Annotated in this window: 9 protein-coding genes; 5 read left to right on the top strand and 4 right to left on the bottom strand. The window is 66.3% G+C overall.

Annotated elements, in window-relative coordinates; translation table 11 throughout:
- Positions 1-33: 33 nt before the first annotated feature.
- The 4 genes from ACX80J_RS12295 to wecB all read right to left on the bottom strand — a co-directional run bounded on the left by ACX80J_RS12295 (position 34) and on the right by wecB (position 7650).
- Positions 34-3705: a bifunctional glycosyltransferase/CDP-glycerol:glycerophosphate glycerophosphotransferase gene (locus tag ACX80J_RS12295; protein WP_459347965.1), complete on the bottom strand. Its 3672-nt coding sequence runs from the start codon at positions 3703-3705 to the stop codon at positions 34-36.
- Between the two features lie 85 nt (positions 3706-3790).
- The gene (locus ACX80J_RS12290) at positions 3791-4501 is read right to left on the bottom strand and encodes a phosphocholine cytidylyltransferase family protein (RefSeq protein WP_459348113.1); all 711 of its coding nucleotides are present in this window, start codon (positions 4499-4501) and stop codon (positions 3791-3793) included.
- A 169-nt stretch (positions 4502-4670) separates the two neighbouring features.
- Positions 4671-6515 (bottom strand): metallophosphoesterase family protein, encoded by a 1845-nt coding sequence (locus tag ACX80J_RS12285; protein ID WP_459347964.1) that lies wholly within the window; start codon positions 6513-6515, stop codon positions 4671-4673.
- Complete coding sequence (wecB, locus tag ACX80J_RS12280; protein ID WP_459347963.1) at positions 6463-7650, bottom strand: non-hydrolyzing UDP-N-acetylglucosamine 2-epimerase; 1188 nt, start codon at positions 7648-7650, stop codon at positions 6463-6465. Before wecB ends, ACX80J_RS12285 begins: the two co-directional genes overlap by 53 nt.
- 252 nt (positions 7651-7902) lie before the next feature.
- Between wecB and thiL the strand changes: the two genes are divergently transcribed.
- From thiL to modA, 5 genes are read left to right on the top strand one after another with little or no spacing between them, the layout of a single operon-like run.
- Entirely contained in the window at positions 7903-8889 is a 987-nt protein-coding gene (gene thiL, locus ACX80J_RS12275; protein WP_459348112.1) for a thiamine-phosphate kinase, read from the top strand.
- A gap of 22 nt (positions 8890-8911) precedes the next feature.
- Entirely contained in the window at positions 8912-9856 is a 945-nt protein-coding gene (locus tag ACX80J_RS12270) for a DAK2 domain-containing protein (protein ID WP_459347962.1), read from the top strand.
- Positions 9846-12077, top strand: coding sequence for an ATP-dependent DNA helicase RecG (locus ACX80J_RS12265; protein WP_459347961.1), 2232 nt, complete (start codon positions 9846-9848; stop codon positions 12075-12077). The genes ACX80J_RS12270 and ACX80J_RS12265 overlap by 11 nt, the downstream gene beginning before the upstream one ends.
- A 37-nt stretch (positions 12078-12114) precedes the next feature.
- A complete protein-coding gene (locus ACX80J_RS12260; protein ID WP_459347960.1) occupies positions 12115-12519 on the top strand; it encodes a TOBE domain-containing protein in 405 nt (134 codons plus the stop codon).
- Positions 12516-13313, top strand: a complete 798-nt coding sequence (modA, locus tag ACX80J_RS12255) for a molybdate ABC transporter substrate-binding protein (RefSeq protein ID WP_459347959.1) — start codon at positions 12516-12518, stop codon at positions 13311-13313. The genes ACX80J_RS12260 and modA overlap by 4 nt, the downstream gene beginning before the upstream one ends.
- Positions 13314-13347: the final 34 nt, after the last annotated feature.

The following is a 13347-nucleotide window of genomic DNA, read 5'->3' as shown; positions in this document are numbered from 1 at the left end:
GCGAAGGGATGTCGGCGTTGCTGTGCAAGCTTGCTAGGAGGTGTGCACCCGTGCGAAAGCGTCGAGAGGAAGCAAGTCGACTACACGCTCAGTCGCGGAGCCATCACACATCGGCGCATAGGTGTCCACAAAAGCCTGATACCGATCTGCGTAACGCATCTGAATGGACGGCAGGGACTTGATCGCATTGACGACCTCCGGGGTCGTCGTCAGGAGCGGGCCGGGAGCCTGCTCTTCGAGGTCGAAATAGAAGCCCCGAGTGGAGTCCCGGTATTGGGCGATGTCGGGCGTCAGGAAGATAATCGGCTTACCCGTCACACAGAAGTCGAACATCACCGACGAGTAGTCGTTGACGAGGACGTCAGCGGCCAGGTAGAGGTCGTTCACCTCGGGGTACTCGGTCACGTCGATGACGAACTTGTTGCCTGCTGTCTGCCTCTGGCCGGCGATGTTGTGGTGGCCACGCAACAGAAGGACGTAGTCATCACCGAGTTGTTTCTGGGCCTTCTCGAAATCCAGATAGGTGACCAATTCATACTGCTTCGACGCGTTCTTCGCGTCATCTCGCCAGGTCGGGGCGTACAGGATCGCCGTCTTGCCCTCCGGTATTGCCAGCAGCTCCCGGACGCGGGCTCGCCGGGCGTCGGCGTCGATCGAACGCAGCGAGTCATTCCGGGGATATCCCTCGACGATCACCTGGCCGTCGAACCCGAAGCAATTGGCCAGGACCTCGGCTGCATAGTCATTCTGGGCCAGAAGTGCATCCCAGTAGGTGGCTTCACGCCACATGAGGTTCCAGTAGGAGAGCGAGAAGTTTGTCGCCGCGACGTCGTTGCCCAGTTTTTTCAGGGGGGTTCCATGCCAGGTCTGGATATAGGTCTGGCCGTCCCGCTTCCGGAAATAGAACGGGAAATTGTTGTTGTTGACCAGCGTGCGGGCTTCGGAGAGCAACTGATACCAGATGCGGGAGCCGATGAGCACGGGTGTTGTTCCCTCGGGAACCTGCACCGAGTAGTCGGCGATGGCCCAGTACATGTCGAGGTCCGAGCCTCGGCGCTGGAATTCCTCGAGGATACGTCGTGTGCTGTCCGTTGCGCGTTTGCCACCGAAGCACATGTAGAGCACGGCATCACGGAGCGGGCGCCGAGCTGCCTCAACCTCGGTCCGAATCTTCTGTTGATTGAACCGCCCGATCTCGTCGGGTGCCAGGGGCGAGCGGAGGTGCACTGTCAGTGCTCCTGCGACCGCAGTACGACTCAGGCCGATCTCGATTGCTTCCGCACGTATCCTCGCAGGGAGGCTGGCGTGCATGCCCCGACTGACCGGGATCCAGTACCCCAGCGCGTCCTCCGACTTGAGCGGCATGTAGCGGACGCTGTAGGCGCCGGCCTCTGGCATCACCTCACCGACCGACCACGGGTCGGCTGGAAGCGTGAACCGGGCAGAGAATCGGTTGCTGCCGTAGTTCGTCCGAACGTCCAGGGAGACATCGTCCGCCACGAGGACGGATTTGCCGCTGGAGAGTACGAACTTCGGCGCATGGATCGTGACGAAATCCGCAGTACCTTCCAGTGTCACGACGCGTCGGTCTTCGGAGAGGCTGAATCCGGTCGCTTCGATCCTGAATTTCCGCTCTTCGAGAGCAATGAATCCGTACCCCGTGAGCTTCGCCCGCAGTCGCCTGGCCGGATTGATCGCTTCTTCCAGGGCCACGGTGTCCTGTTCCCAAGCGATAGGCTGCGCCGTCTTGAATCCGCTCTCCAACCGCACCTGCCACTGGTGTTCGACCCTTGGGGATGCGTCCGGGCCAAGACGGGGAATGGTTATGCTGTAGTCCGCAGTGTTACCACGGACGTCCGTACATGTCGCCGTGCGGCTAAGGCCCAGCTTCGTGCATTCGATGGTGATCTTCGCGGCGAGTGGTGCCGAATGTGCCTGGACGGTCATGGTGAGTGTGCGCCCGTCGAGGCTCATGCTTGAGGTCGTGTACATGGGACGGACGCGAACCAGGGTGAGTCCCGACGCCCCGTTTACCTCAACGGCGAGGCGCTCGTCGCCCATCATCGGTCCCACGGCCAGCCGGCCGGTTGCGCCGGTGAGATCACGTTTCGTGATTCGAGCCTCCAGCTCACGGTCATACGCCCGGAGCACCAGTTTCACGGACCAGGTATTGATGTTCTCCTGGTCGGAATTCAGCAGCCACGCAGGGTCGATGACGGTCTGGAACCCGCTGGACGCATAGCTCGTCCAATTGTCGTTCGCGTCCCAGTCGATCCGCGGGTCCGTGTGCCGTTCGAGGATGAGGGGGGCCACCTCGGATCCGTGCTCGTCCACAAGGCTCGCTTCGATCTCGAACGCCCCGGTGTCCGGGTCGATCGACGAGATGTAGGCGAAGCCGCCGATACGCAGCGTGCCGTCGTCGAGCCATTCGTGCTCATTGAGAACGCTGACCACACGGAGGTCCACGGGCTGGCAAACGAGGAGCGCGGCGTCGGGACGGGTATCAAGCTCGGCGAGGTAGGGCGGGGCGGCGTGGAGCGTGCCGTCGGTGAATACGGTTCCGAAGCTCGATCCGAGGTCGCTGCGTGACACGCAGATGCGGACTACGTCCTGACGGCTGTCGGAGAGAACGGCGGACAGGATCAGCCGGTTGTGCAGGCGGACCTCGTCCCAGGCGATGGTGGCGGTCGGCGTGAAGCCCTGGATGCTCGTGCGGATGAGCGTCCAGAAGACGTCGTCGGTCCGAGGGACCACCTCGTAGTACGGGAAAAGCGCGTAGGCCAATTCATGTGTGAGCCAGGCCCGGTATGCGACCGGTGTCGCCGACTCCCGGTAGGCCCTCTCGAGCGAAATGGTGCGGTCGAGACGATCCTGCAGCGTATCCCGCCTGCAGATGACCTCACGCGCAAGAGATATTGCCGCAGTATCGCTCACGGCGTTGCAGTATTTGTGGGGGAGGAGGTCAAACGTTGCGGCTCGCAGGTAGGCCGTCTGGACCAATTCGTGCTGCCAGTACCGACCCAAGGGAGAAATCGTTGCCAGTGCCCGTTTCCAGAACGACCGGGTGAAGACCTTGTTGCTGAGGAAAGTGTCCTGGAGTACGGCGGGAGCCGAGTCCAGGTCGAGCGTCTGCACTTCAGACGTGTGCAGTTGAGCCTGGAAGCCTGGAGTGACGAACTTCGCGGCCTTCTGCACGCCCACCGTGCCGACGGCGAAGTCCGACTGGCTGGCTTTCAGGACTTTTACCGCGGCGTCGATCGAACCTTTCTCGAGCACATCGCCTGCGGTGATCATCGTCAGGTAGGGGGCCTTCGTCGTATCGGCGCCTGCAAGCTTCGCTGCTTGGCCGGTAAGTCCCGCATCCGCTTGGAAGCGGATGCGGGTGTCTCGCTTGACGTAACCTTCCGCGATCCTGGCAACCCCGGCTTCACCAGTGATGTCCAGTACGAGGACCTCAAGCGGCACAGTCTTCTGGCTGACGATGCTGCGGAGGGTTGCGTCGAGGCTCTGGTCTGCACCCTCCACCACCACGACAACGGAGACAACAGGTTTGACCGTCGGCAATGCGGGAGCTGTGGTCGCTGTCCGGGTCACCTTGGCGACATCGGCGGGATGCACGGCTTCACGTAGCTGCGTGCGCTGCTCGGCAGGCAGCGAGCGCCACACCTTACGCAGCTGGTTCTCGGCGGTCTTGCGAAGATCCACTAGGGCTTTCGGGTTGGTCCAACTTGGCATCCTGAGTGGGGACCCTTCGTCGTCGTGTTGTCGAGCTTTCGAACGCGGAGCGGTTCTAGGCGTTGCTCAGTTCGTCGAGTTGTTCGTTGGCCCGCTCGAGGTCGTCCGCGAAGTCGACCTCGACCGCATAGAACTCACTGATGTCGACGGGCTTGTACCTGACGCTGTCTTTCTTGATCGTCAGTTCGATACCGCGCTCGAAGTAGTCCTGGTCCCCGACCTCCGCCAGGCGCTTGATCAGCTTCTTCTTGTCCTTGGAGGAGATGTAGTTGATACCTACGGCTTCACCGAGAGCGTTCTCGACGGACTTGGACAGCTGGTCGATGTGGCCGTTCTCGTCGACGGTGTACTTCACTTCCTCGTCGCTGACGGAGGACATGTCGACCGAGACGAAGGAAATGTCCTGCTTGATGAAGGGGCGCAGGTACGCCATGATCTCCGGGGCGAAGACGACGTCGCCATTCATCCACAGCACCCCGCCCTTGCCGGAGTTCCGGAGGGCCTTGAGCAGGCTCTTGGACGTGTTGGTCTGGTCGAAGGCCTCGTTGTATACAAAGGAGGCGTCCGGGACATGCTCGAGGATCATCTCGAGTTTGAAGCCCACGACCACAGAGAGCCGCAGCTTCTTGCCGAACTCCTGTGAGATGTTCTGCACCTGCTGCTGCATGATGGTGCGCCCGTCGCGGAGTTCCGTCAGCGGCTTGGGGTGGGGGCGTGCGAGCCGTGTTCCCATACCAGCGGCTAGGATAACTACCTGCATCGTCATGATCTGTCCCATCGGGTGAGGTTCCAGTGAAGAAGGGACCATGTTCGACAGGCTGCCGCACCATGAGACCGTTGTAATCGCACCACAACTCTGCGGTACCCCCGGCAGCGATAATACAGGAGCGGGAGCGCTCGGGAAGTGTCGGACGCGGTGCTCGTGTCTTTGAGAGTCAGAACGGTGCCGGGACCAGCAGCTCGACGTTCTGGTCCTCGGCCCCGCCCATCACCGTCCCTGCCTTCAGCCCTGGACGGTTGGCCGCCAGCTCCATACTCAATGCCGCGAGTGATCGAGGCGTCTGGTCGGCGTCGCGCCGGACATCGTCCGCGGAGGAATGATCAACGAGCGTGGCATGGATCGACAGCGTGCCGTCCAGGTTGTCCAGCAGCTCTATTACCCGGGATTGCTGCGGAAAGTCGATCAGCGAGGCCGTGGTGATCTCCCAGAATCCGCCCGAGCCTTGATGACCACGATGGGCTTCGATCCTATGGCGGTGCTCGTGGCCGTTCATCCAGAGCACGAGGTTCGGAAACCGTTTGAAGATCCCGAGGACGTCGTCGCGTGCGATGGATTCGCCACCGTCCTCTTTCGAGGACGCGTCGTCGTCGAAAGAGCGGAGGGGATGGTGGCTGAAGAGCACCACGAGTTTGTCCTCTACGTCGGCCCTCACTACCTCCCCTTCATCATCGAGGTAGGCGCTGGACACCGTGTGCAGTTGCTCGATCAGCCAGGAGGCCTGCTGCCGGTCCAGTACGGCGCGGCCCCCGCCGTCGGGGCTGGCCGTGTTGAGCATGATCCCGCGCACGTCGGCAGACAGGTCGAAAGCGTAGTGAAGGGCGTCCGTAACTGTCGGCTGGTCGACAGGAGCATCGGGGTGCACGAGCGCGGCTCGGAACCTCGGCTTGTCGAAGACCTCGCGCGCGCTGGACGCGGCGACGGTCCGCGACGGCATCTCGGCGATGAGGCGCTCCTGATCCTTCTTACTGCCATCGGCCTGTTTCCAGAACTCGGACTCGTTCATTCCATCCGGTAGTCCCACCGGGAGACGGGATCCTGTCCGCACCAGATCCACGAGCCGGTCACCCGCGGACATGGGCGAGCCGCCGAAGCGGCCGGTTTCATCATGGTTGCCGAAGCCCAGGTATCGGGGAAAGGCCGCGCCAGGGGCGTCGATGGGGCTGCTCGCAGCGGCCAGGAGCCCGGGGACGGTGGGGTAGCCGTACTGCTTCTTCCAGTTGTCGGGTTCGGCGTCGTCGGGTTCGGGGTCGGGGTGCCAGACATCGGCGGCAAGGGCGCGTGGAGAACGGCCGTGGTCCTGGATGCCCTGATAGGAACCCACGGGATTGGATGACGCGTTACCGCCGTCGAGGGTCGCCACCGCGGCATCCAACTCGCTGGCGCAGAAGGAGTTGGTGACATCACCGGTGATCACCAGGCCGTCGAGCGGTCGTCCGCTCTCGGGTCCCCGCCCGAGGGCATTGAAGGCTCTGACGGTTGCGTTGAGTACGTGAAGGGTGAGGACATCCTGCGGCCGGAACCTCCCCGAGGTCGGGTAGCCGTCGTCAAAATCGAGGTACTGCCACAGGAAGGAAAGCCGGCCCGGATTCGTCGCGTCGAGGATGTGCGGATCGGTGATGTGCCCGAAGGCCGCTCGGGCCACCGGCTCCGACCCGGCCCCGTCAGGCCGGGATGCGAGATCCTCGCGCAGCAGCGTCTCCAGCCCGTCCGCGTTCTCGAGCACCCGGTAGGGCAGGCCCTCGGACAGCTGGGTACCCAGCCGGACCGATCGCTCGCGCGTGGTCGCGGGGACCGCGCGGGTCGGTTGCGGGTTCGGGTACTGCAGGGCGGAGCAGCCCGTGAGGGGATGGACCGCCGCGACGGTGGCCGCAGCGAGCGAGAGCTGGAGGAGCCTGCGGCGAGAAACGGGACGGGGCGAGGTGTGCGGGGGAATCAGGGGATCTGTCCTAACGGAGCGTCGATGCTGAGGGGACCTGCCGGGATCCTCTGGTGGCGTCACCCGCTTGTGGCGTGAAATCCGGAAGCCGTGAACCGACCCCGAGTAGTTGCTCGAGCGCAGCTACGACGCGCTCGGCAGCCCTGCCATCGCCGTATGGATTCACTGCCGTAGCCATCGAAGCGTAGTGGTCGTCATCGTGGAGGAGCGCGGTCACCCTGTCCACGATGACGTCCTCATCCGCACCGACGAGCGCGACGGTACCCGCGGTGATTGCTTCCGGCCGCTCTGTGTTCTCACGCATCACGAGGACTGGTTTCCCGAGGCTGGGAGCTTCTTCCTGCACTCCACCCGAATCGGTCAGGACGACGGCGGCCAGGGAGAGGAGGCGGGCGAACTCGCCGTAGGCGAGTGGCTCCGTGAGGACCACATTCGACAGATTCCTGAGCGGAGGTACGATCGCCTCCCGTACCACCGGGTTCATGTGCAGGGGCAGCACCACGGTGAGCTCCGGCTCGTTCCTGGCTATCCGGGCAATAGCACGTGCCATCCCGCGCATCGCTGCTCCCTGGTTCTCTCTCCGGTGCGTCGTGACAAGGAGGATCCGACGGCCGGTACGGGCGAGCGCCTCGAGCCGCGGATCCGAGAACGGATGGTCCTGCCTGACCACCTGCAGCAGCGCGTCGATGACGGTGTTCCCCGTGACGACGATGTCCCCGGGAGGAACGTCCTCATCCAGGAGGTTCTTCCGGCTGATGCTGGTGGGGGCGAGGTGGAGCGAGGCGATTTGCGACGTGATCTTGCGGTTCGCCTCTTCCGGGAAGGGGGACTGAAGGTTTCCCGATCGGAGTCCCGCCTCGAGATGCACGACAGGGATTTGCCGGTAGAACGCGGCGATCGCCGCGGCAGTGGACGTGGTGGTGTCGCCCTGGACGAGTACTGCCGCGGGTGGATCATCCACGAGGACAGGACTCAACCCGTTGATCGTCCTCGTCATGATGGAGTGGAGTTCCTGTCCGTGCTCCAGGATGTCGAGGTCCTGATCGGGCGTGATACCGAAGAGTTCGTTGACCTGATCCAGCATGGCGCGGTGCTGGCCGGTGACCGTTACGCGGACGTCCAGTGTTGTCGATTTCCGGAGCGCGGTGATGACCGGTGCGAGCTTGATGGCTTCCGGACGGGTACCGAAGACGAGCATGACAGTTTTCAAGGCATCCCCCGACGCGGCGAATAGGGCAAGTCCCGAGTATAGGCGGTCGGCGCAGACGGCACGTCCGCCCAGGTGCCCGCCTTGGACCGCTCGGCGTTACCGGGAGTCGACGTCATACTCGTCACCGCCGACACGTACCGTGGAAGCATGGCGAACTTCGACTCGACGATCGATCCTTACGCTGTGTCAGGCGGTGTCCCTGCTTCATCCCCCCCGTCGGCCGATGGAGTGGCCTCGGAAATGCTTGTCGGCGGGGTGACTGAAAGTCTCCTCCTCTCGAGGATCCTGCCACTGCTGGGGCAGGGAGCCGGAGCCCTGCTGGGTCCCGGGGACGATGCCGCCATCGTGGCCTCGCCTGACGGCAGGACGGTGATCAGCATGGACACCCTGGTGGAGGACTACGACTTCCGGCTGCTACGGCCGAGCGGCTTCCGAACGACCGGCTATGACGTCGGCTGGAAGTCCGCCGCCCAGAACCTCAGCGACATCAACGCCATGGGGGGCACCGCGACTTCCCTGGTAGTGAGCCTGACATTGCCCGCCCGCACGCCAGTCTCGTGGGTCGAGGACTGCGCGCGCGGCCTGACCGCAGCGAGCCGCGGCCTCGGTGCCATGGAGTGTTCCGTCGTCGGCGGGGACCTTGGAGGCGGAGGGCAGCTTGTGATCACCGCCGCCGTGACCGGAACCCTCGCGGGACGCGATCCCGTCCTGCGGTCCGGTGCCAGAGTGGGGCACACCCTCGCGCTCGCGGGGACTCTGGGGCGTGCCGCAGCGGGTCTGGCGATTCTCGAGGATGGCCGACCTGTCGAGGACTTCGGCGCACTGGGGGAGGAGCTCGTGGCAGCGCAACTGCGCCCGTGCCCGCCACTTGCATCCGGCCCCGCAGCGGCCGCCGCCGGGGCGGGCGCGATGCTGGACATCTCCGACGGGCTGGTGCGCGACGCCGGGCGTATCGCGACGGCGAGCGGTGTGCGGCTCGACCTGGATCCCGACGTCCTTCAGAAGTACGCCGATCCGCTGGCGCCCGTGGCGGAGCTGCTGGGGGAGGACCCGATGGACTGGGTGCTCGGCGGTGGTGAGGACCACGGGCTCCTCGCCACCTTCCCGCAGGAGGCCCTGCTGCCCCCCGGGTTCACTGCGGTAGGCTCGGTAGTGTCGGGCACTCCGCTGGTGACACTGGCGTCGCGGGCGACAGCTCTCAGGGGATGGGATCATTTTGCAGACTAAGGTCACCGCTAACGCTGTTGCAATGAAGCGATGGCTGAGCAAGGCCGAAGAGTCCCTCGGCAACCACAGTGACCGCCTCAATGCCATCAACATCTTCCCCGTGGCAGATGGGGATACGGGTACCAATCTGTACCTGACGGTCCGTTCCGCAGCGCAGGCAGCCCACGACGCCGAGACCTCGGACCTCGGGGAGCTGCTCGCTATCGCGGGTAGGGCAGCGATGGAAGAGGCCCTGGGCAATTCGGGGACGCTCTTCGCCGTCTTCCTCGCGGCGTTCGCCGAGCCGCTGCATGGGGCCACCCGCCTGACGTGCACGCTCCTGGCGTCCGCTCTGCATCGCGCGCAGATCCGCAGCTGGTCGGCGCTCAGCGACCCCGTGCCCGGCACCATGCTCTCGGTCCTCGAATCGAGCGCGCGGGGTGCAGCGGAGGCTGCGTCAGGACACTCGGGCGACGACAGCAACCACGCGCTCGCGCTGGCCCTCAGGGGCTGCGTGCAGCACGCGCTGCTGGCGGTCGTGCGCACCGAGAGCCAGCTCGGTCCGCTCACCCGTGCGGAGGTGGTCGATGCCGGTGGTGTCGGTTTCCTGCTGGTCCTCGACGCGCTCCGCGCCGCCGCGCTCGGCGAGGAGCTCCAGGACGAGCTGCTCGACGGACTCCACGGCTACGACATCCAGGCACCGCACATCCACGACGGCGGCGACGCAGAGGGTGTGGAGGTCATGTGCACGATCAACCTCAGCCCGCTGGACGCCGCGACGCTCCGCCTCCACCTCGACGAGCTGGGCGATTCGGTCATCATGAGTGCCGTCACGGCCGTGGAGGAGGGCTACCGCTGGCGCGTCCACGTGCATGTCCCCGACCCCGGTCCGGCCCTCGCCCTCATCCATGCCGCAGGCACGCCCGTCAACATCTCGGTGACGCAGCTCGCCGCCCCCGGCGTAGGAGCCGAGGCCGGTGACTCCTGACGCGGCGCGGTCGGTGACCGCATCGGAGCTCGACGCACCGCTCGACCGGCACCTCGGGCCGGTCGCCAAGCAGCTCGCGAAGTACTTCGGCATCACCACCGTGGGCCAGCTGCTCAACCACTTCCCCCGCACCTACCTGAAGCGGGGAGAGCTGACGCCCATCGCGGACGTCCCGGTGGACGAGGAGGTCACGCTGATCGCGCGCGTGCAGTCCGCCGCGTCGCGCAGGATGCACACGCGCAAGGGGATGCTGCTCGAGGTCGTGATCACCGACGACGCCGACGGCCGGCTCGGCGGGATGAACCTGACGTTCTTCAACGGATTCGCTGCGGCACGCGACCTCAAGCCCGGCGTCCGTGCCATGTTCTCGGGCAAGGTGACGGTGTACCGCGGGAGACTGTCCCTCACCAATCCTCGGTACGCCCTCCTCGACGAGGGCGACGACCCCGAGGACGTCCACCGGCCCATCCCGGTCTACCCGGCGGTGGAGAAGCTCGGGAGCGACCAGATCGCGACGGCGGTCGGGATCATCCTCAACACGCTGCGGCTCTCGGACCTCGACGATCCCGTCCCGGCGTCGATCGCCCGGCGCGACAAGCTCCTGAGCCCCGCCTCGGCGTACGAACTCGTGCACCGGCCGCTGCAGGTCGAGGACGCCTACCGCGCCCAGCACCGCTTCCGGTACCAGGAGGCGTTCGTCCTGCAGGCTGCCCTCGCGCGGCGCCGCGCGCTCACGGCCCGGGAGGAAGCGACGGCACGGCCGCCGCACGGCGGAGGCCTGCTCGACCAGTTCGATGCGCGGTTGCCCTTCACCCTCACGCAGGGCCAGCTCGACGTCGGCCGGACGCTCGCCGAGGACCTTGCACGCGACCACCCGATGAACCGGCTGCTGCAGGGGGAGGTCGGCTCGGGCAAGACCCTCGTGGCGCTGCGGGCCATGCTGCAGGTCATCGATGCCGGCGGGCAGGCGGCGCTCCTCGCGCCCACCGAGGTCCTGGCCGCCCAGCACCTCCAGTCCATCACCAGGACACTTGGCCCCCTCGCCGAGGGCGGGATGCTGGGCGGTGCCACGGACGGGACGCGCGTGGTCCTGCTGACGGGCTCGATGTCCGCGGCGCAGCGCAAGAAGTCGCTGCTCGACGCCGCGTCGGGCGAGGCGGGCATCGTCATCGGCACCCATGCGCTCCTGTCCGACAACGTGGAGTTCTTCGACCTCGGCCTGATCGTCGTGGACGAGCAGCACCGCTTCGGGGTGGAGCAGCGGGACTCCCTGCGCACCAAGGCCCGCACGTCCCCGCACGTCCTGGTCATGACGGCGACACCCATCCCGCGGACCGTCGCCATGACGGTGTTCGGCGACCTCGAGACCTCGACGCTGTCCGAACTGCCCGCCGGCCGTTCTCCCATCGCCACCCACGAGGTGGGCCTCGCCGAACATCCCGCCTGGATGGACCGGATCTGGTCACGGGCGCGTGAGGAGATCGACGCCGGTCGGCAGGTGTACGTGGTGTGCCCCAAGATCGGCGACGACGGGAAGACGGAGGAGGACGCGCCGGAGGCGCTCTACGCCGAGCCCGCGGCGGAGCGGAAGCCCGGCGGGCAGCAGGAGCTCACCAGTGTCGTGGGACTCGTCGAGTCCCTGGGCGGGATCCCGCAGCTCCAGGGCGTCACGAGCGGCATGCTGCACGGGCGGATGGACCCGCAGGACAAGGCGGACGTGATGGCGCGCTTCGCCGACGGCAGCGTGCGGTTGCTGATCGCGACGACCGTGATCGAAGTGGGCGTCGACGTGCCGAACGCGACGCTCATGGTCATCATGGACGCGGACCGCTTCGGCATCTCCCAGCTCCACCAGCTGCGCGGCCGCATCGGACGTGGCGGCCACGCGGGCACGTGCCTGCTCGTCACGAAACTGGAACCCGGGCACCCGAGCCGCGAGCGGCTGTCCGCCGTGGCGTCCACGACCGACGGATTCGAGCTCTCACAGAAGGACCTCGAGCTGCGGCGGGAGGGGAACATCCTCGGCGCCACGCAGTCCGGTGGCCGCTCGGCGCTGCGCTTCCTGAGGATCACCCAGCATGGCAAGGTCATCGAGAAGGCGCGCGCCGACGCGCAGGAGATCGTCGCCGGTGATCCTGATCTGCACGACAACCCGGGGCTCTCGCTCGCGATCGACCTCTACCTGAATCCCGAGAAGGAGGCGTTCCTCGAGAAGGGATAGCAAGCATTTCCGCACCTGCGGGGGTAGCATCCTGTCCATGACGCAGATACGGGTGGGAGACGCGGCGCGGTTCCTCGGCGTCAGCGACGACACCGTCCGCCGCTGGATCGACGGCGGCATCCTCGGCAGCACGAAGGACTCCTCCGGCAGGGTCGTGGTTGATGCGCTGGAACTCGCGCGGCTCGCCCGGCGGAACGCCGTCCTGCCGGGCGATCCGTCGGACATCGGCCGGTCCGCGCGGAACCGGTTCGTCGGCATCGTCACCGACATCGTCACCGACACCGTGATGGCGCAGGTCGAGCTCCAGTGCGGGCCGCACCGGGTGGTGTCCCTGATGAGCAGCGAGGCCGTCCGTGACCTCGGGCTCGCCGAGGGGTCCGTCGCGATCGCGGTCGTCAAGGCCACCACCGTCATCATCGAGACCCCGGGCGGGAAGGCGTGAGGACCCGGCCGTCCCGCTTCCGGCTCCTGGCACTCGCCGCGCCCGCCGTCGTCGTGCTGGCCACCGGCTGCGGGAGCACCCCTGCGGACGGAAGCACGGAGCGGACCGGCGAGGCGGCCGGCGGCGCCATCACCGTCTTCGCCGCGGCGTCCCTCACGGCGCCCTTCACCGACCTGGCTGCACGGTTCGAGGAGGCACACCCCGGCGCGGACGTCACGCTCACGTTCGCGGGGTCGTCCGACCTCGCCACCCAGATCACCGAGGGCGCGCCCGCCGACGTCTTCGCCTCCGCCGACACGAGGAACCTGGAGCGGGTGGCGGGTGCGGAGATGCTCGCCGGAGACCCGGTCCCGTTCGCCACCAACACCCTCGAACTCGCCGTGCCCGCCGGCAATCCCGCCGGGATCTCGTCCCTCGCGGACGCCGCCCGGCCCGGCGTCAAGACGGTCGTCTGCGCGCAGCAGGTCCCCTGCGGGGCGGTGACGGCACAGGTCGAGGAGGCCGCGGACGTCGACCTGACGCCGGTCAGTGAGGAGTCGTCCGTCACCGATGTCCTGGGGAAGGTGGTCTCCGGAGAGGCGGACGCAGGCCTCGTCTACGTCACCGACGTCCGGGCGGCCGGGGAGGCCGTGCTCGGCATCCCCCTCCCCGAGGCGGCCGGTGCAACGACCACGTACCCCATCGCGGCGCTCGCCGGGAGGAAGGACACAGCGACGGCGCAGGCCTTCGTCGACTACGTGCTCGGTGCGGACGGGCGGGCAGTGCTGGAGGCGGCTGGTTTCGGTGCGCCCTGAAGCGGCCCGCCATCGAACTCCCCACCCGCCGGTA

The sequence above is a fragment of the Arthrobacter rhamnosi genome (assembly GCF_054510975.1).
Note: the sequence above shows the minus strand (reverse complement) of the source record. Positions and strands in the feature narration are given on the sequence as shown.